Source organism: Kitasatospora indigofera, assembly GCF_014655955.1.
Taxonomy (GTDB): Bacteria; Actinomycetota; Actinomycetes; order Streptomycetales; family Streptomycetaceae; genus Kitasatospora; species Kitasatospora indigofera.
The window spans coordinates 21,827-40,834 of the sequence record NZ_BNBO01000055.1 but is presented as its reverse complement, the minus strand read 5'-3'; the positions used below and the strand labels follow the sequence as shown (position 1 = coordinate 40,834).

Here is a 19,008-nt window from a genome sequence, read left to right as displayed (position 1 = left end):
GCAGGCCGAAGCCCCCGCCGGAGCCGCTCCGGCGGGGGCGATGGTGCGGCGACGGTTACGGCGTGACGGTGAACCAGGTCGAGCGGGACTTCTTCCACTCGGGGTGGGTCAGGTCCTTGGCCTCGGTGCCGTCGTTGTACAGGTCGGCGGAGCCGTCGTCCGTGATCAGCTGCACCCGGGCGCCGGACACGGTGAGGTCGGGGACGTCCACCACGGCCTCCCAGCCGCCCGCGTCCGTGGTCGGCAGGTCGAGCAGCTTGACCGGGGCCGTGCCGGCCAGGCCGTCCCAGCGGTAGAGCGCGTACGGGTCGGAGTTGTCGTCCGCGGCCCAGGAGCCGGCCACGATCAGGTACTGGCCGGCCGCGTTGCGGCGGATGTCCCGGACGGACAGGCCGCCCAGGTTCAGCTCGATCGGCGTGCCGAAGGTCGCGTGCACCGAACCGCCGGGCAGCTGGTTGAAGTTGGTGACCGGCACCAGCAGCGCCTTGCCGTTGGTGACGGCCGGCGTCAGCGGGGCGCGGAACCCGACGAAGGCGGTGGTGGTGCTGCCCGGCGCGAACTCCAGGCCCTCGACGTTGAAGCCGTCGATCTGCTTGGGGATCTCGCCGGCGGCGGCGCCGGCCGCGAAGCCGTAGTGGTTGCCGTTGGCCTTGTCCCAGTTGATCAGGTCGTCGCGCAGGCCGGTGTACTTGCCGCCCAGGGTGAGCTGGGTGGTGGCGCCGGAGCCGGTGACGTTGGTGGTGAAGACGGTGCGGCGGTCGGCCTTGATCTCGCCGTCCTTGTTGTTGCCGAGCGAGCCCGTCCAGTAGATGGTGTTGCCGACCCGGGTGGCGCCCTCGATGTCGATCTCCTTGGAGACACCGAGCGCGGAGGTGAAGTCCCAGGTGCGCACCGGCGCGCCGGAGGCGTTGCGGTCGTACAGGCGCAGCACGTTGGACTCGTCGTCCGCCACCACGATGTAGCCGTTGCCCGCGTCCACGGCCGCCGAGGCGTCGCTGGACCCGGTCAGGTAGCGGGCGTCGGCGGAGTGCTGGACGGCCGCCGAGGCCGCGTAGTGCAGGGTCTTGGTGGCGGTCTTGCCGCCGAGGCCCGTCACCTTGATCGTCAGGTCCGTGTAACCGACGCCCCGCGCGGCCACGTTGAGGACGCGGCTGCCGGTCGTGCCGGCCACCGTGACGTCCGTGGTCATCGCCACCGCGGTCTTGGTGCTGGCCGAGGCCGCGACGGTCAGCGCGGAGACGTCCGCACCGCTCTGGGCGATCGTGACGGTGACGGTCGGGTCACCGGTCGCCCCCACCGCGCCGGAGAGGTAGCCGGCGGAGAGCGCGATGGTGGGGGTTCCGTAGGTCACCGCGAGCGCGGGGGCGGCGGGGATGACGACGGCGGGCAGTGCGGCGGCCAGGGTGAGCGCGGCGGCGAGGCCGAGCGGACGGCGCGGGTACGACACTGGTGGGGCCCTTCTACGGCGAGGCGGTGCGAGGTCCGGATCAGGTTGGGCGCCGCGGGCGAACGCCGCCCCTACAACACCGGGCCGCCGGGCGAACACCGTCCTTCCGCTCGGACCACCGGGCCGGCCCGCACCGCTGGCCGGTGACGGACCCGCCCGGACGCACCGGTGGGCGGTCACCCCGCCGGCGGCCGGCCTCCGGCGTGGGCACCGCACCGGCCGGCGGGGTGGGCCGCGGCCGCGGCGGGCACCGGTCACCGGCCGGGCCCCCGCCGGGTCGTACCGTGGACGGTGCCCCGACCAGAAACGGATCCCGCACCCATGGCCCCGACCCGCCCCTACGTCCTGCTGAGCGCCGCCATGTCGCTGGACGGGCACCTCGACGACGCCTCGCCCGAACGCCTGCTGCTCTCCAACCCGGCCGACTTCGACCGGGTCGACGCGGAGCGTGCCGACAGCGACGCGGTCCTGATCGGTGGCAACACGCTGCGCGCGGACAACCCCCGGCTGCTCGTCAACGACCCCGCCCGGCGGGCCGCCAGGGTGGCCGCCGGCCGGCCCGCGTACCCGCTGAAGGTGACGCTCAGCGCGAGCGGCGCGCTCGATCCCGGGCTGAGGTTCTGGCACACCGGCGGCGCCAAGGTCGCCTACACCACGGACGACGGGGCCCGGCGGCTGCGGCCGGCCCTGGACGGCCTGGCGGACGTGGTCGCGCTCGGCGCCGAGGCCGGGCTGGGCGCGGTGCTGGACGACCTCGGGGCCCGCGGGGTGCGGCGGTTGATGGTGGAGGGCGGCGGCAGCGTCCACACCCAGTTCCTCGCCCAGGGTCTCGCCGACGAGTTGCAGCTGGTGCTCGCCCCGCTGCTGGTCGGCCAGGCCGCGGCGCCGCGGTTCGTGAACCCGGCCGCCTTCCCCGGTGGGCCGGCCCGGCGGATGCGGCTGCTGGAGGCCCGTACGGTGGGTGATGTCGTCCTGCTCAGGTACGCCCCGAAGGAGCCAGCCGCGTGACCACTGACCAGCGAGCCGCCGACCTCGCCCTGCTCGGGCGCGCCGTCGAGCTGTCCCGGCTCTGCCCGCCGTCCGCAACGGCCTTCTCGGTGGGCGCGGTGCTGGTCGGCGTCGACGGCGTGGTGCTCAGCGAGGGGTACAGCCGGGAGGGCGATCCGCTCGACCACGCCGAGGAGGCCGCCCTCGCCAAGCTCCCGGCCGGGGACCCGAGGCTGCTGGGTGCGACCGTCTACAGTTCGCTCGAACCCTGCGGGCAGCGCGCCTCCCGGCCGCTGACCTGCTCCCGGCTGCTGATCGCGGCGGGCGTCGGCCGGGTCGTGGTGGCCTGGCGGGAGCCGGACCTCTTCGTCACCGGCTGCCAGGGCACGGCCCTGCTGGAGGCGGCCGGGATCGAGGTCGTGGAGCTGCCGGAGCTGGCGGCCGAGGCCCGGAAGGTCAACGCGCACCTGCTCGGGTGAGCGCGGGCCGGCCCGGAGCCGGATCGCCGTCGGCCCGCGGGCCCGCGGCCGGATCGCCGTCGGGTCGGGCCCGGATGGTTTGTATCATATTGAAACAAACACCGGCCTTCCGAGGAGCCCCGCCGTGCCCGTCACCACCGAGCTGTCCGCCCGAGCCCTCCTGCTGGACATGGACGGCACCCTGGTCAACTCCGACGCCGTCGTCGAACGCTGCTGGCGCCGCTGGGCCGCCCGGCAGGGCCTGGACGGCGACGCCGCGATGCGCGTCGTGCACGGCCGCCAGGGCCACCTCTCGATGGCGATCCTGCTGCCGGACCGCCCGATGGAGCAGAACATCGAGGAGAACCGCCTGATGCTCGCCGAGGAGACCGCCGACACCGACGGCGTCGTCCCCGTCCCCGGCGCGCCCGCCTTCCTCGCCTCGCTGGCCGGCCTCCCGCACGCCCTGGTGACCTCCGCCGACGAGGGCCTGGCCCGGGTCCGGATGGGCGCGGCCGCGCTGCCGCTGCCGCCGGTGCTGGTCACCGCGGAGTCGGTGGGCGCCAGCAAGCCCGACCCCGAGGGCTTCCTGAAGGGCGCCGCCGCCCTCGGCTTCGCCCCGGCGGACTGCCTGGCCTTCGAGGACTCGGAGGCCGGCATCGCCGCCGCCCTCGCGGCCGGCATGCAGGTGGTCGGCATCGGGCCCCGGGCCGCCGCCCACGCCCCGACCGTCCAGGTGGACTCGCTGGAGCGGGTCGAGGTGACCGCCGGCGCCGACGGCACGCTGACCGTCCGGGTCGGCTGACCGGGCGGCCCGCCGGGCCGGCCTGCCGCGGGCCGGCCCGGCCGGGCTCCCGGCGGGTTCAGTGCAGCCGGCCCAGCGAGGCCCGCAGGCGGCGGGCGTCCCGCAGGCGCTGCTCGTAGGTCGCCCCCAGGACGAGGAGCAGCAGGCCTGCGAAGGCGAGCGGCACCCAGCGCGGCAGCAGGCCGAGCACCTGCACCACGACCGGGGCCAGCTCGTGCACGCCCACCAGCAGCAGGACGCCGCCACCGAGCACCAGCGGGCACTGGAGCCGCGACCGGGCGCCCAGCACCGTCACCACCAGCGCCGCCGAACCGAGCAGCAGCGGCCGCAGCCAGCCCCCGTCCACCCACATCGCCGGCAGGCTCGGCGCCAGCCCGAGACCGAGACCGGGGCCGTAGGCCGTCCAGGACCCGGCTTCGGGGTGGCGCCGCAGCCGCAGGCCGCCGATCACCAGGGCGGCCACCGCCGCGCTCAGCGTGTACGCCTCCGGCGTGCCCACCCCGGAGAGCGCCAGCCGGATCCAGGAGGAGACGATCAGCAGCGCGGTCGCGGCGAGCGAGGCGGCCCGGCGCCGCTCCGGGCGCAGCGCGACCCCGGACATCGCGACGCCCGCCACCACGAGGGCGAACGCCAGCCGCCCCGGCGCGCCGGCCGTCAGCAGGAGGGCGAGCGCCCCGAGGGCGTAGCCGGTGCCCTCCACCGCCCGCGAGACGGCGCCGCCGGTCCGGGCCGCCACCGGGGCCGAGGCGACGGCCACCCCGAGCATCGCCAGCGTCACGTCGGGCAGGGTCCCGCCGGCGGTGGCGGTGACGGCGGCGCCCTCGGCGCCCGACGCCGCCACGGCGCAGGCGGCGGCCACGACCCGGACGGCGGGCCCCGCGCCGGCGGGCGCCGCGCCGGCGCGGACCGCCAGGACGACCGAGAGGGCGGCGAGCACCGCGAGGACGGCGATCGTCGCCACTTGGTCGGCCGGCGCCCAGAGCAGCGCCAGCACCGCGGCCGTCACCGGCGCCACCGCGGTGGCCGGCCGGACCGGGCGCGACAGGGCGTACGCCACCGCGGCCACCGCCGAGCCCGCCGCCACGGCGACCGCGACACCGTACGGCAGCCCGAGCGCCACCGGCAGCAGCGCGAGGGCGGGCACCGCGAGCAGCGCGGCGGCCGTGGCGAAGCCGCCGACCGGCCCGGCGGCGGGACCCGAAGCGGCACCGGAGGCCGGTCCCGAGGCCGGGCCCGCAGCGGGACCGGTTGCCGGAACGGCTGCCGGTGCGGCTGCCCGGGTGGCGTCGGCCCCGGCCGGCGCCGGGACCCCGGCGGCCGCCGCCGCGGGTGCGGCCGGCGCGATTGCGAGGTCGGCCCTCGTCAGGCCGTACCCGGCCAGCGCGGCGAGCACCGCGAGGAGCAGCCAGAGGCCCGTGACGGCGGCCGGGGCGACGGACCAGGCCCAGGACGCCGCCGGACCGCCGGCCCAGGCCGCCCGGACCTGCCCCAGCGGGGCGAGGACGGCCCGCACGATCTCGCCCAGGGCCGGCACCGAGGCCACCACGAGGACGAGCGCGGCGGCGTGGAACAGACCGAGCGGCACGGCCTGCCCGAGCATCCGCCGCTGCCCCGAGGCCTGCTCACCGGCCCCCGTACGGTCGGACCCGGAGCCGCGCAGCAGGGCGCCCGTCGCGAGGGCGAGCAGCGCGGCCGGCGCGGCGTACGCGACCGCGCCCCACTCCCGGGCCGGCCCGGCGGCGACGGTTCCACCGCAGGCGACCAGCAGGGCGACACCGCCGAGGGCGGCCGCCACCCGGCGGTGGCCGGCCGACAGGCCGGGGCGCCCGGGGCGCGGGTGACGGAGCGACACCGCCAGGGCCAGCAGGGCGAAGCAGCCCAGCGGGAGCCAGGCCCCGAGGACCACGGCCCAGCGCTCGTCCGCGGCCGCTGCCGCCGCCGCGGACGCCGCCGGGAGACGCGGCACCAGCACGGCCGACAGCGAGGCCTGCCCGGCGAGGAACGCGCCGAGCCCGCCCCAGAGGGCGGCGACCGCACCCGCGGCCTGCAGGGGCACGGCGCCGACGGTCCTCCGCGACGCGGCACCGGCCGCCGGACCGGCCGCCGGTGCGGTCACCGGTGCGGTCACCGGTGCGGTCACCGGTGCGGTCACCGGTGCGGTCACCGCAGTTGTCACCGCACCGGCCGCCGGAAGCGCCCGGGCCGGGGCGCGGCCGGCCACGGCCCGGAGCACCGCGAGGTCGACCGCCGCGGTGGCCACCATCGCGGTGGCGACGGCGTCGGCACCGCCCAGTCCGAGCGCGTCCACGACGAGCAGTCCGGGCAGCCGCCAGAGCAGGACCCCGGCCACCACCGGGAGGCGCAGCCGCAGCACCCACCCGTACGCGGCCGCCCCGGCGCCGGTCAGCGCGGTGGCGGCCGCCCAGTAGGCGGGCAGGGCGACGGCGTCCAGGCCGGCCAGGCCGGCCGCCCGCGCGGCGAAGAAGTCCAGCAGCACCAGGGCCAGGCCGATCGCGGCCGAGGTCTCCGCGGTGGCGGACAGGCCACGGCGGCGCAGGCGCGGGGGCAGCGCGAGGGCGCACCCGGTCAGCGCGGCCAGCACGGCGGCGCGGCCGCCGATCCCCAGGTACCCCCAGCTGACCACGGTGAAGACCAGCGCCGCGATGCTCACCAGCAGGCCGCCCAGCACCAGCAGGGCGGTCTGCGCGGATCGCCCGGACACCTCCGGGCGCCCGGGCGCGGCCGGTGCCCCGGGCCGCTGCGGGCCCCACGCGGGCAACGCGGGCACCGGGGCGGGGGCGCCCTCCGGCTCGTCCCGGCGGGCCCGCAGCCCGGCGAGCAGGTCGTCCCGCTGCCGCAGCAGCACCAGCCGTTGCGCCTCGACGCCCTGCAACGCCAGCGTCACCTGCCAGAGCGTCGCGGCGGCCGCCCCGGTGAGCGGCAGCCGGCAGCGGCCGCAGCGGGCGGGTCGGTCCGTCTCGAACGGCGCCCCGCAGTCGGGGCACGCCGGAACCTGCCCGGGTGCGCCGGGGCCGGGGGGCGGAGTACTGGTCATGCCCAGAGTGTCCCGGCCGGGCGGGCGCCGCACATGAGTACGGGTACTCAACCCTGGACGGCACGGCGCCCGGCCCGGACGGGCAGTGGTCGGGCAGCGGCCGGGCGGAGCCGGGCGGACGCCGGTGCCGGAGGCGGTCCGGGCCGGTGCGGTCAGGACCCTCCAACCGGACGGCCGGGAGTCATATCATCGACGCGCCAGGCTCCTTCGGCGGCGCGCGGCCGCCGGACTGGCGGAGCGGCGGAGTGCGCCCATGCCTGAACCAACGGCCCCGGAGCCGCCCTGGCCGCCGGGCACCCTGATGGCGGAGCTGAGCACCGGCGACCGCGCGGCCCTGGAGCGGCTCGGGAATCCCCGCGCCTACCGGCCCGGCAGCGCCTTGATGCTGGAGGGCGACCGGGACACCGAGGTCTCGCTGCTCACCGGCGGCTACGTCAAGGTCCTCGGCGGGACGGAGGACGGCGGCACGGCCCTGCTCGCCGTCCGGGCCCGGGGCGACCTGGTGGGCGAACTGGCGGCGATCGACGGCCATCCGCGGTCGGCCACGGTGCTGGCCGTCCGGCCGACGACGGTCAGCACGGTCGACGGCGCCGCCTTCCGGGCGCTGATGCGCGAACGGCCGGGCCTGGCGGCCGCCGTGCAGCGCTCGCTGACGGCCAAGCTGCGCGCCGCGACCCGGCACCGGATCGACGCCGGAGCGGGCTCGGCGACCGTCCGGGTGGCCCGCACCCTGGACACGCTCGCCCGCCGGTACGGCCACGCCGATCCCGCCGGGCTGCGGATCGGCATCCCGCTCTGCCAGGCCGACCTGGCCTGGCTCACCGGGCTCTCCAACGCCAGTGTCCAGCGCGCCCTGCGCCGGCTCCGGCAGGACGGCGCGGTCACCACCCGCTACCGCTCGCTCGTGGTACGGGACTTGGGTGCCCTGCGGGCCACCGCCGACCTCCCGGCGGTCACCGGCGGCTGACCGCGGAACCCCCCGGCCGGCGCCCCGGCTCAGTTGCCCTCGAACTGCCGGAAGACCTCCGGACGGAACAGGCGGGGCGCCACCTCCTCGGGCCGGGGCACCGGCGGCAGGTCCGCCGGTGCGACCGGTCGCGGCCCGCCGCCCCGCCCGGCCCCCGCCGGCCCGGCGGGCGGCGCGGCAGGCGGCACCGCCGGCGGCGCGAGCACCACGTGCACCCAGCCGTCCCCGGCGAAGCCCTTCTCCGGCACCTCCACCCTGACCTGCCGGAACGCCTGCGGATCGAGGCCCCGGTAGCCGTGCTCCACCACGTCCTCGAAGAGCTGGCCGGAGACGATCAGGGCGAGCTCGCAGCGCGGCTGCTCCCGCAGGACGGCACGCAGCTCCGCCGAGTCGAGCAGCCGGAACGCCCGTACGACGGCGCGCCCCACGAAGCCGCCCGCGGCCTCGTGCACCACCCCCTGGTGCAGGGCCGCCCGCAGGCGCAGCCGGGCGGCGTCGCTGAGGTCGCGGTTGACCTCCCGCAGAGCGATGCCGAGCTCGCGGACGAGGTCGGGCACCACCCGGCCCTCGTCGATCCCCGGTGGCAGCAGGAGCAGTTCGCCGTCGCCCTGCGGCTGCCGCAGGCAGGCCGGCCGGTCGATGCCCGCCTCCGCGCAGGCCACCTCCAGGACGTCCGCGAGCCGTCGCTGGGTGGCGATCTGGCGCAGGTGGTCCTGCGCGGTGGACCCGGCCAGGTCCACCGCCACCACCAGCCGGCGGACCGCCGCGGGGGCCCGGCTCACCGGCAGCCCCCGCCCTGGCCGCCGGTGGTCCCCGGCCGGGACGGACCTGCCGCCGACGCCTCCCCCGGCGGCGGCAGCACGTCCGTCAGCGACAACTCGACCGCTCCGCCGTCCGCCGTCATCAGGTGGACCTCCAGCCCGCCGGCCGCGTCCGGCCCGTCCTGGAGGATCGTGCACCGGGGCCGCAGCACCACGTCCAGGCCGGGCAGGGTGAGCCGCAGCTCCACCTCCCGCAGCGGGCGCGGTGGCGACAGTCCGAGGAGTCCGTCCTGCGAACTCATCGCCCCGCGGCCCACCTTCAGCAGCCGGTCGAGGCCCGACAGCTGCCCCCGTACCGAGACCGAGCCGGCCGGCAGCCCGTCCGACAGATGGCTCAGCGACCCGACGAGGTACTCGGACCCCTGGCCCGGCCGCCAGACGGCGGGCAGCCGGATCCTCCTCCCGTCGCGCAGCCCGAGGATCACCGCGCCCGTGAACCCGGCCTCCGTCGAGCGTTCCACTACGGCTTGCCACCATGGTGACGGTGCGTCAAATACCAGATCGCCAGCACCATCGCCGCCGCCCCGGCCGGAGTGGCCAGGAACAGCAGGGCCCGGCGGTGCAGCGGTCCGAATTTTTTTGGCGGCCCCGGCACGGTCTCGACGGGCGGCCCCGGCGGGGTCACGACGAGCGGCCCCGGCACGGTCACGGCGAACGGCTGCGGCCGGACCGGCCCGCCGTCGACCGCGAGGACGGCCAGGCTCTCCCGCCCCACCCGCGCCGGGGCCTCGGCCTGGTCCTCCACCAGGTTGAGGACCAGGGCGCGGCCCTCCCGCTCACCGCTCAGCAGGTCACGGACCCGGGCGACGAAGGCGCTCGCGCCCTGCTCGCTCCGGGCCGCGCCGAACCAGGCGGCGGGCAGCGCACGGGCCGGGCCCCCCGCCGCGTCCGCCCCGGACTCCGGCGGCGGGTCCAGGGCGTCCAGCAGCGCGGTGACCCGCTCCCGCACCGTCCGGGCCGCCTGCGGGTCGCGCCGGCGGCGGAGTTCGACCACCTCGGCCTCGTCCGGGAAGAGCCCGTCGAGCAGCCGGCCGAGCCGTTCCCGCCCCTCCTGCGCGGTGAAGGCCTCCAGCCAGAGCGCCACCAGCCGGACGACCCGGTCCAGTCGGACGGGCGCGCCGGGCCCGCCGGCGGCCGCGGTGGCACCCGTCAGCGCCAGGGTGAAGCGGATGGGGGTGCTGACCTCGTCCCGCCGGGCCGACGGGATGCCGCTGACGAAGGCCCGCCAGCCGCCCTCGCCCGCCTCCACCAGCAGGGTCGGGTAGTTGGTGTCCGCGTGGTCCCGGTAGGCGCTCCACCACAGGGCGGCGGGGGCGGCGCCCAGGAAGCGGTAGTCCTTGTCGCGCTCGACGCCCCGGGTCATCACGTACCCCCGGACGCCGGCCGGCTCCTGCTCCCCGTCCGGCTCCGCCTCCCCGGCCTCCCCGCCATGGTCCGCCTCCGCCCGCACCGGCCCTCCGCCCGGCCCGGCCTCCCCGCCCGGCAGCTCCGGGACCGCCGTCCCGTCCCGGGCCTCCCCGGCCGGGCCGCTGCCCAGTTCCTCGGTCACAGCACCTTGCTCCTTCCGCTCGACGCCCGGCCGGCGATCATCTCCACCGCGTCCTGCAACTGCTGCGCCTGCGCCCGGAGCGCCCGGGCCTTGCCCAACTCCCCGCTGCGCTCCAGTTCGTTGGCCCGGATGTTCCCGTTCAGGGTGTTGAGGACGTGCCGGAAGAAGCCGCGCTTCAGCTCCCGGCCGCGCACCTCCATGTCCTGGGCCGACGCGATGTGGCCGGCCGCCAGGCCGGTGGTCACCTTGCGCTGCGCCTCGACCAGCAGGGAGCAGACCGCACCGAGGATGTCGTCGGCGCCGGCGATCGAGATCTTCCCCTTGCCCCGGACGGCGAAGGTGCCCCTCGGGCGCTGCACCCCGGGATCGTCGGCACTCGGCTCCCACTCGACCTTGACCAGTTCCACGCAGCCGAGGGTGTCCACCGGGCAGTAGCGGATCTGCGCGTGCGGCGCGTTCAGCCGGATCAGCTCGACCGTGCGCTCGTAGACGTCGAGCACCCGCTCCCTGAGCAGCTGGGAGTCGTCCCGGTAACCGCCGTTGTCCGCGAAGTAGGACTCGCACTTGACCGGCGCCAGGACGACCAGCGCGGGCTCGTCCGGGGCCAGGTTGCGGTACCCGGCCCAGCTCTCCGCGATCTCCTGGACGGCCAGCGTCTCCAGCACCGCCGGCACCGACTGCCAGTGGGCGGCCTGATCGGCCTCCATCAGCACGGTGGCGTCGATCGGGACGATCAGGATGTTGCTCCCGACGAGGAAGTCACGGCACTCGTCCCACTGCCGGACCTCCTCCGACCCGCGCCGCTCGTGCTCGCTCATCCAGGCGCCCGGGAAGTCCAGCAGCGAGAACCTGATGCCGTCCGTCGCCTGCCCGGCCTTCAGGTCCAGCTCGAAGTACGTCAGGTTCTCGCTGCCGCGCATCACCGCGGTGTCGAACTTCTTGGCCAGCAGGCCGCCGTCGAGCTCCTGGCGCCGCAGCCGCAGCCTCGCCCTGGTGCTCGAATCGGCCGCCCGCAGCACCACCGGCGTACCGCCGAGCAGGCGCTCGCTGTCGGTGAGCAGCGAGACCACCAGCGAGGTCTTGCCGACCCGGCTGGGGCCCAGCATGCCGATCCGGAACACCGGGCCGGCGTCGGCGTCGGTGGTCACACTCTCCATCTGGCGTCCTCCGTGTCGTCTGCTTCCACTGCCTGTGCTCCGCCGGCCGCCCGCGCGCCCGCCGCCCCGGCACCCGCCGTGCGGGCGCCGGGCACCGCGGGCCGGGGGCCGGGCACCGCGGGCCGGGGGCCGGGGCCGCCCCGCAGGGCGACCTCGATCTCCTCGCAGGCCCGGGCCACCGCCGCGAAGCGGGCGTGCTCGCTGTTCAGGCCGCCGTACCGGCCGGGCCACAGCTCGTCCCGGTAGGTGCGGGCGAGCCGGCGGAACTCGCGTCCGGCCGTGCCGGACCGGATCAGCGCGTCCTCGAACTGCTCGACCGCCGCGAACAGCACCATCCCCGGCAGCACCGAGTCGCGCAGCAGCGCCTTGCGGGTGCGGTACGCGGCCTGCTCGGCCCGGACGGTGATGAAGTCGTACAGCTCCTCCACCCCGGCCGGGTTCACCGCCACCGCGATCTGGGAGCGCATCTGCCCCTCCCCGGGGTCGAGGACCTCCAGGTTGAGCCCGTCCAGCTGGGCCCGGATCCGCGGGTACAGCTGAGTGCGGTAGTCCAGCCGGAGGGCGAGCAACTCGGCCACCGCGGCCGACAGTTCGGGGCAGGGCTCGTAGCCGTCGTCCAGCAGTGCGCGGAACCGGCCGAGGGCCTCGGCCCCCCGGGCCACCGTGCCGTCCTCGGCCGCGAGCAGCTCGCCGGTGTGCTGCCCGAGCACGTCGGCGACCCGGGTGTGCAGCCGCCGCACCCGCTCCTCGAAGTAGGTGTCGACGGAGGAGAACCGGCGCCCGATCTCCACCCGGATCCGGTTGAGCTCGTCGGCCGCCACCGGGGCCGCGTTGTTGTGCACCCGCATCTGGCGCAGCTGGCGTGCGCACCAGCGCTGCCGGTGCACCGCGTCGTCCTCGTCGCCGGCCGCCCCGGCGGCCTCCGGGTCACCGGCGCCGTCCGGGCCCGTCCGGTCCTGTCCGGCGGTGCCGAGGCCCCGTGCGAGCCAGCGGGACACGTCCGCGTAGGCGTCCTCCACCGCCGCGGTGAAGTGCTCGTCCTCGAAGCCGCCCAGCACCTCGGCCCGCAGGTCGGCGACCACCTCGCCCAGTTCGGCGGCGACATCCTCGCGCAGCCCCTCGGCCTGCCGCTCCAGGTCCTCCGCCGGGGCCGAGGCATGGCCGCGCAGCCCGGCCAGCGCCGCGGTCAGCGCGGCGACCTCGGCGCGCACCGCGTCGGCCAGCGCCCCGGCGCGCTCGGCGAGCCCGCCGACGATGTCCCCGTCCATCACCGGGAGGCGGTCGGCCAGCGCGGCGAGCAGCGGCGCCAGGAGGTCCGCGCCCACCGCGTGCGGGTCGGCCGCGTCGGTCTGCAGGACGCTGAACCGCCGCCCCGCCCGCCCGGCGTCGACCTCGCTGGCCAGGTGCCCCAGCAGGGCGGCGGTCAGGCCCTCGGCGTCGTCCTTGCCGCGGTTGACCACGATGAAGACGAAGTCCCCGGTCCGCCGGACCAGCCCGCGGGCCTCCTCCAGCAGGGCCAGCGCCCGGCTGTCCGCCGCCCCGAAGTAGGCCATCCCCTCCAGCGGGCGCTTCACCAGCAGGACCGCGTCGACGTCGTGCCGAAGGCCCGCCACGTGCCGCCGCTCGGCGTCCGCCGCGACCTCGCCGAGCCCCGGCAGGTCGACGATGCCGATCCGGTCCACCCCCGCGTGCGGGAACGGGCACTCGATCCGGGCCTCGCGGACGGCCAGGTAGCGCCGGGCCGGTTCACCCGCGTCCACCTCGGACTGCGTGGGGTACGCGACGTAGCCGCGCAGTTCGGCGAGCGGCACCTCCCGCTCGCCGCCGGTCAGGTCGTCACGGTACGACCAGAGGCCGCGCTGCATCCCGCGCAGCCGTTGCAGCAGCGGCGCCAGGCTGTCGTCGACCTCGTCGGGGAGGCGCTGGTGGGCGAACTCCTCCAGGGTCTCCGGCGCCGAGGCGAGGCCGAGCAGCGCATGGTACGGCCGTACCGACTCGGCCAGGAAGGAGCCCGGTGTGTGCAGGCCGACGACGGCCCGGGAACGGCCCGGGGTGTGGAAGATCCGGCTGCGCACGGCGGTCACCGGGACGCCCGAACCGGTCGGGATCTGGTCGTCGGTGAGGCCCGAGAGCGACTGGAGCAAGGTGCTCTTGCCCACCCGTGCCTGGCCGCTCACCCCGAGGTTCACGGTGCCGCGCGAGAACCGGGCCGCGGCGTGCCCGTACTGGTCCAGCAGCTCCGCGACACGCGAACGCAGGTCCCGCAGCCCCGGCCCGCCGAGCACCTCCCTGAGCCGTTCCGACGCGTCGCGGTGCGCGCGCAGCCGGGCCAGCACCTCGTCCAGCCGTCCGAGGGCGGCCCCGGTCCGCTGCCAGCGGGCGGTCTCCGTCTCCACGGTGACGAGCAGTCCGCGCCGGTTCTCCAGCAGCGCGTCGATCCGCGCCGCGGTGGCCGGCCCGGTGGCGCCCGGCGCGGTGATGTCCGGTCCAGAGGTCATACCGGTTTACCCCTCCCTCGACCCCGATCCATTCGAATCCCCGGGAGCAGCCGCGCAGGCGGCATCGCGGCTCGGCACCGTCGCGGCCTCCGCAGGCGTCCCCCACTCCCGGAGTGCCGTCATCGTAGGGGGGCCCGCGGAGCACTGTCCCCATCAGATGACGAAATCTTGACTGTCCATCAATTCTGTTATGCCGCAGCAACATTGGCATGTTCTGCGCCATTTTCACCGCGCCCCGCGAGCCCCCCGCACGCCCCTGTGGTGCGCCCCCGCCGGCGACGCCGGCCCCTACGCTGCCCTCATGACGACCCCCGAATTCATCGTGGTCAGCACCACCCACGACGCCGAGGACAAGGCCCACGCGCTGGCGGCCGCCGTGGTCGGCGCAGGGCTGGCCGCCTGCGCCCAGGTCTGCGCCGTCGGCTCGGTCTACCGCTGGGAGGGCCGGCTGCGGACCGACCCCGAGTGGCGGATCGACTTCAAGACCCGCGCCGCGCTCTTCGAGCGGCTGGCGGCCTTCGTCACCGCGGAGCACACCTACGACACCCCGGAGCTCATCGCCGTCCCCGTCCTCGCCGGCAGCCCCGCCTACCTCGACTGGGTACGCGCCGAGACCGCCGGCTGACACCGCCCGGACGGCACCGCGGCCACGCCCGGCCATGCCTCCGCGGGCCCGGACGGAGGGCCGTCGGCGCCGGCGGGCGCACCGGGCCCCGGCAGCCGGGGAGGGTTCGCACCTGTCGCCGACGCAGGGCGGACGTACATTCCTGCACTCAGCAGAGGAGTCGGACCATGAGGACGACGACCCGTCGACCGTGCTGCCGGCAGGTGGTACTCCGGCGGGGGTCGGCGCCACCTCGGCACGGGAATGCGGAAGGGGCCGGACTCCACCGAGTCCGACCCCTTCGGCCTGCGCACCCGCCGGATCACCCGGCGACGGCCGACCGGCCGGTCACACGTTGAAGCGGAACTCCACCACGTCGCCGTCCTGCATGACGTACTCCTTGCCCTCGATGCGGGCCTTGCCCTTGCTGCGGGCCTCGGCGATCGAGCCGCACTCGACGAGGTCGTCGAAGGAGATGATCTCCGCCTTGATGAAGCCCTTCTGGAAGTCGGTGTGGATCACACCGGCGGCCTCGGGGGCGGTGGCGCCCTTCTTGATCGTCCAGGCCCGGGTCTCCTTGGGGCCGGCGGTCAGGTAGCTCTGCAGGCCGAGGGTCTCGTAGCCGACCCGGCCGAGGGTGGCCATGCCGGTCTCCTCCTGGCCCATCGACTGGAGCAGCTCCAGCGCCTCGTCCTCGTCCATGCCGATCAGCTCGGACTCGATCTTCGCGTTGAGGAAGATCGCCTCGGCGGGGGCGACCAGGGCGCGCTGGGCGTCCTTGAACTCCTCGTCGGTGAGCTCGTCCTCGTCGACGTTGAAGACGTAGAGGAACGGCTTGGTGGTGAGCAGGTGCAGCTCGCGCACCGAGGAGGAGTCGAAGCCGGCCTCGAAGAGGGTCCGGCCCTCCTCCAGGATCTTCTGGGCGGCCTCGGCGGCGGCCAGCGTGGCCGCCGACTCCTTCTTCAGGCGCGACTCCTTCTGGAGGCGGGGCAGCACCTTCTCGATGGACTGGAGGTCCGCGAGGATCAGCTCGGTGTTGATGGTCTCGATGTCGTCCTTCGGCGAGACCTTGCCGTCCACGTGCACCACGTCGGGGTCGACGAAGGCGCGGATCACCTGGCAGATCGCGTCGGACTCACGGATGTTCGCGAGGAACTTGTTGCCCAGGCCCTCACCCACGGAGGCGCCGCGGACGATGCCCGCGATGTCCACGAAGTCGACGGTGGCCGGCAGGATCCGCTGCGAGCCGAAGATCTCGGCGAGCTTGTTCAGCCGGGCGTCCGGGACGCCGACGACGCCGACGTTGGGCTCGATGGTGGCGAACGGGTAGTTGGCCGCCAGCACGTCGTTCTTGGTCAGGGCGTTGAAAAGGGTCGACTTGCCGACGTTCGGCAGGCCGACGATTCCGATCGTGAGCGACATGAAGCGCAGTCCCGTGGGCTCGGAGGGAGTGGAGCGGCCACCGTACGGGCCGGCCACCCAGTCTACGGGCTGGCGCTCAGCCGACCGGCTCGGGCTCCAGGAACTCCAGGCGGTTGCCGAGCCCGTCGGTGCAGTGGAAGCGCCGGTACCCGGGGAGGTTCCCGTCCCGGACCACCCGGTGGCCGTGCGCGGCGAGCCGGGCGGCCAGGCCGTCCAGGCCGTGCACCAGGATGCCGGGGTGCGCCTTGGCGGACGGGGTGAAGCGGGCCACCACCCCGAGGTGGACCTCGACGCCGCCGCCCCGGAACCAGCAGCCGCCGCGGGCCGCCAGCACCGGCGGCTTCTCGATCTCGGTCATGCCGAGGACACCCGCCCAGAACGCCCGGCAGAGCTCCTCCGCCCCGGCCGGCATGTCGAGCTGCACGTGGTGCAGCCGCTCGAATCCGAAGCCGGCCGTCATGGTTCCTCCCCGTACGCACGATGACGGACCATCATACGACTGCGCCGGACGGAGACACGGAGCAAGCTCCCGATCACCATTACACAGTGTGGCGTTGATCGGACCGTACGTTGGCCAGGTGGAGCAGAGCATCCGTACCCAGCCGCCAGGGCCCAGACGCCGACCGCCGAACGGCGGCGCCGGGGCCGCCGTACCGGGCCCCGGCCGGGCCCCCGAGCGGGCCGCCGCCGAAGGGCCGGACCGGCCCGGGCTGCGGGCGGCCTCCGGCGTGCGGGACGGCGCCCGCCCGGCACCCGGCGCCCGGCTGCGACTGCGGCTGCCCCTGGGCGGCCGGTCCCGCGGCGAGCGGCCGCGCGGCGGCCGGCCGGCCCGGCTGACGGCGGTGGGCACCGGGGTGCTGGCGGTGGCCGGCACCGTGCTGGCGGCCGGCGTCGACCGGCTGCTCTTCGGCGGCCTGGGCGTGCTGTTCGGCGTCGCCTATCTGGTGGTCTGCTTCCAGCTGGCGGTCCGGGTCCGCGCGGCCGACCTGCTGGCCGCGCCGATCAGCGGGCCGATCGCCTTCGCTGCGGCGCTGCTGCTGCTCGGGCCGGTGTCCGGCTCCGGGGTGACCGCCCAGGTGGTGGCGCTGGCGACCGGGCTGGCGCTGCGGGCCGGCTGGCTGTTCAGCGGTACCGGGCTGGCCGCGGCGATCGTGCTCGCCCGCTTCGTGGCACAGCGCCGGATCCAGCGCGGCCGCTGACCGGCCCGGCCGGCTCCACCCCGGCGGCCGGCTCCACCCGGGCGGGCCACGGGCGGCGGACCGGGGCCGGCGCCCGCGCCGCCCCCGGTTACGCGCCTCCGCCGTCACCCGGCCGGTCAGGCCGGTCAGGCCGCCTTGGCCGCCGCCATCGCCGCTCCCACGATGCCCGCGTCGTTGCGCAGCTCGGCCGGGACGACCTCCGCCTCGCGCTTCTTCAGCAGCGGCAGGAACTTGTCGTGCTTCCGGCTGACCCCGCCGCCGATGATGATCAGCTGGGGCGAGAACAGGCCCTCCACCAGGTCCAGGTACTCGTCGACCCGGACGGACCACTGCTCCCAGCTCAACTCGTGCCGCTCCTTGGCGGCCGAGGAGGCCCGCCGCTCGGCGTCCTTGCCGCGCAGCTCCAGGTGGCCCAGCTCGGTGTTGGGCACCAGGACGCCGTCCACGAAGAGCGCGCTGCCGATCCCGGTGCCGAAGGTCAGCACCAGCACCACGCCGTCCCGGGCCTTGCCCGCGCCGTGGGCGGTCTCGGCCAGGCCGGCCGCGTCCGCGTCGTTCAGCAGGGTGGCCGGCAGGTCGAGCGCCTCCCGGAAGAGGCCCTCCGCGTCGAGGCCGATCCAGCCCTTGTCCACGTTGGCGGCCGTCCGGGTGTGACCGCCGACCACCACGCCGGGGAAGGTCAGCCCGACCGGGCCCTGGTGGCCGAAGTGCCGGACGACCTCGCAGACCGCGGCGACGACGGCCTCGGGCGAGGCCGGGCGCGGGGTCAGCACCTTGTGGCGCTCCTCGGCCAGCACTCCGCGCCGTAGGTCCACCGGGGCACCCTTGATGCCGGAGCCGCCGATGTCCACGCCGAATACGTTCGCCGTCATGCGTCGTCCCTTCTGTCCACAGGCCTGTGCACAACCGTACGGAAGGCCGTTCCGGCACCAACGTACGAGAGGCCGGTCGGCCCCGCCTGCTGATACCCGCGGACGGGCAGCACGACGCCCGGGAGCCCCGCGGGGCTCCCGGGCGTCGGACGGGCGTCGGGTCAGAGCTTGCCGGCGGCCTCGGCGCGCAGGTCGCGGCGGAGCTCCTTGGGCAGCGAGAAGATCAGGTGCTCCTCGGCGGTCTTCACGATCGAGACGTCGGCGTAGCCGCGCTCGGCGAGGAAGGCCAGCACGCCCTCGACCAGGATCTCGGGCACCGAGGCGCCGCTGGTGAGGCCCACCGTGGTGACGCCCTCCAGCCAGGACTCCTCGATCTCGTCGGCGAAGTCCACCAGGTGGGCGGCGCCGGCGCCGTACTCCAGGCCGACCTCGACCAGGCGCACCGAGTTGGAGGAGTTCTTGGAGCCGACCACGATCAGCAGGTCGACGTCGGGCGCCATCTGCTTGACGGCGACCTGGCGGTTCTGGGTGGCGTAGCAGATGTCGTCGCTGGGCGGGCTGACCAGCAGCGGGAAGCGCTTCTTCAGCTCGCCGACGGTGGCCATCGTCTCGTCGACCGAGAGCGTGGTCTGGGAGAGCCACACGACCTTGCTCTCGTCACGCACGGTCACGTTGGCGACGTCCTCGGCACCGTCCACCAGGTGGATCCGGTCCGGGGCCTCGCCCATGGTGCCGACGACCTCCTCGTGGCCCTCGTGGCCCACCAGCAGGATGTCGTAGTCCTCCTCGGCGAACCGGACGGCCTCCTTGTGGACCTTGGTCACCAGCGGGCAGGTCGCGTCGACGGTGGCGAGCTTGCCGGCCTTCGCCTCGTCGTGGACGGACGGCGCGACGCCGTGCGCGGAGAAGACCACGATCGAGCCCTCGGGCACCTCCTCCGTCTCGTCGACGAAGATCGCGCCCTGCTTCTCCAGGGTCTGCACGACGTACTTGTTGTGGACGATCTGCTTGCGGACGTAGATCGGCGCCCCGTACTGCTCAAGGGCCTTCTCCACGGCGATGACGGCGCGGTCGACGCCCGCGCAGTAGCCCCGGGGGGCGGCGAGCAGGACACGGCGCTGAGCAGTGGTGGACATGGCTCCCATGGTACGGGCGCCGTCGAGCCGC

Annotated in this window: 15 protein-coding genes and 1 pseudogene; 5 read left to right on the top strand and 11 right to left on the bottom strand. The window is 75.8% G+C overall.

Annotation, left to right across the window (positions count from 1 at the left end; translation table 11 throughout):
• Positions 1–55 precede the first annotated feature (55 nt).
• Entirely contained in the window at positions 56–1,447 is a 1,392-nt protein-coding gene (locus IE329_RS32175; RefSeq protein ID WP_373311360.1) for a DUF3616 domain-containing protein, read from the bottom strand.
• A 321-nt stretch (positions 1,448–1,768) separates the two neighbouring features.
• Here IE329_RS32175 and IE329_RS41035 point away from each other — a divergent pair.
• Positions 1,769–2,913, top strand: a pseudogene (locus IE329_RS41035) (dihydrofolate reductase family protein).
• Between the two features lie 124 nt (positions 2,914–3,037).
• A complete protein-coding gene (locus tag IE329_RS32160; protein ID WP_190214554.1) occupies positions 3,038–3,697 on the top strand; it encodes an HAD-IA family hydrolase in 660 nt (219 codons plus the stop codon).
• A gap of 58 nt (positions 3,698–3,755) precedes the next feature.
• On the opposite strand, the gene IE329_RS32155 is transcribed toward IE329_RS32160, so the two are convergent.
• Positions 3,756–6,752 (bottom strand): SCO7613 C-terminal domain-containing membrane protein, encoded by a 2,997-nt coding sequence (locus IE329_RS32155; protein WP_190214553.1) that lies wholly within the window; start codon positions 6,750–6,752, stop codon positions 3,756–3,758.
• A gap of 253 nt (positions 6,753–7,005) precedes the next feature.
• Here IE329_RS32155 and IE329_RS32150 point away from each other — a divergent pair, with 253 nt between their 5' ends.
• The gene (locus IE329_RS32150) at positions 7,006–7,719 is read left to right on the top strand and encodes a Crp/Fnr family transcriptional regulator (RefSeq protein ID WP_190214552.1); all 714 of its coding nucleotides are present in this window, start codon (positions 7,006–7,008) and stop codon (positions 7,717–7,719) included.
• A gap of 29 nt (positions 7,720–7,748) precedes the next feature.
• Here the strand turns inward: IE329_RS32150 and IE329_RS32145 are convergent, their stop codons facing one another.
• The 5 genes from IE329_RS32145 to IE329_RS32125 are packed head-to-tail and all read right to left on the bottom strand — an operon-like array spanning position 7,749 to position 13,744.
• Complete coding sequence (locus IE329_RS32145; RefSeq protein ID WP_190214551.1) at positions 7,749–8,501, bottom strand: hypothetical protein; 753 nt, start codon at positions 8,499–8,501, stop codon at positions 7,749–7,751.
• A complete protein-coding gene (locus IE329_RS32140; RefSeq protein ID WP_190214550.1) occupies positions 8,498–9,001 on the bottom strand; it encodes a hypothetical protein in 504 nt (167 codons plus the stop codon). Before IE329_RS32140 ends, IE329_RS32145 begins: the two co-directional genes overlap by 4 nt.
• A complete protein-coding gene (locus tag IE329_RS32135; protein ID WP_190214549.1) occupies positions 9,001–10,089 on the bottom strand; it encodes a hypothetical protein in 1,089 nt (362 codons plus the stop codon). Before IE329_RS32135 ends, IE329_RS32140 begins: the two co-directional genes overlap by 1 nt.
• On the bottom strand, positions 10,086–11,246 hold the full coding sequence (locus IE329_RS32130) for a hypothetical protein (RefSeq protein ID WP_190214548.1): 1,161 nt from the start codon (positions 11,244–11,246) through the stop codon (positions 10,086–10,088). Before IE329_RS32130 ends, IE329_RS32135 begins: the two co-directional genes overlap by 4 nt.
• Entirely contained in the window at positions 11,234–13,744 is a 2,511-nt protein-coding gene (locus IE329_RS32125) for a hypothetical protein (RefSeq protein WP_190214547.1), read from the bottom strand. Before IE329_RS32125 ends, IE329_RS32130 begins: the two co-directional genes overlap by 13 nt.
• A 301-nt stretch (positions 13,745–14,045) precedes the next feature.
• Between IE329_RS32125 and cutA the strand changes: the two genes are divergently transcribed.
• On the top strand, positions 14,046–14,369 hold the full coding sequence (cutA, locus tag IE329_RS32120; RefSeq protein ID WP_190214546.1) for a divalent-cation tolerance protein CutA: 324 nt from the start codon (positions 14,046–14,048) through the stop codon (positions 14,367–14,369).
• A gap of 327 nt (positions 14,370–14,696) precedes the next feature.
• Here cutA and ychF read toward each other — a convergent pair whose 3' ends face one another.
• Positions 14,697–15,770 (bottom strand): redox-regulated ATPase YchF, encoded by a 1,074-nt coding sequence (gene ychF / locus IE329_RS32115; protein ID WP_190214545.1) that lies wholly within the window; start codon positions 15,768–15,770, stop codon positions 14,697–14,699.
• Positions 15,771–15,846: 76 nt separating this feature from the next.
• On the bottom strand, positions 15,847–16,230 hold the full coding sequence (locus IE329_RS32110) for a VOC family protein (RefSeq protein WP_190214544.1): 384 nt from the start codon (positions 16,228–16,230) through the stop codon (positions 15,847–15,849).
• A gap of 118 nt (positions 16,231–16,348) precedes the next feature.
• On the opposite strand from IE329_RS32110, the gene IE329_RS41695 reads away from it, so the two are divergent.
• Positions 16,349–16,969, top strand: a complete 621-nt coding sequence (locus IE329_RS41695; RefSeq protein WP_190214543.1) for a DUF6542 domain-containing protein — start codon at positions 16,349–16,351, stop codon at positions 16,967–16,969.
• Positions 16,970–17,094: 125 nt separating this feature from the next.
• Here the strand turns inward: IE329_RS41695 and ppgK are convergent, their stop codons facing one another.
• Positions 17,095–17,841: a polyphosphate--glucose phosphotransferase gene (ppgK, locus tag IE329_RS32100; RefSeq protein WP_190214542.1), complete on the bottom strand. Its 747-nt coding sequence runs from the start codon at positions 17,839–17,841 to the stop codon at positions 17,095–17,097.
• 161 nt (positions 17,842–18,002) lie between these two features.
• On the bottom strand, positions 18,003–18,986 hold the full coding sequence (locus tag IE329_RS32095; RefSeq protein ID WP_190214541.1) for a 4-hydroxy-3-methylbut-2-enyl diphosphate reductase: 984 nt from the start codon (positions 18,984–18,986) through the stop codon (positions 18,003–18,005).
• Positions 18,987–19,008 lie beyond the last annotated feature (22 nt).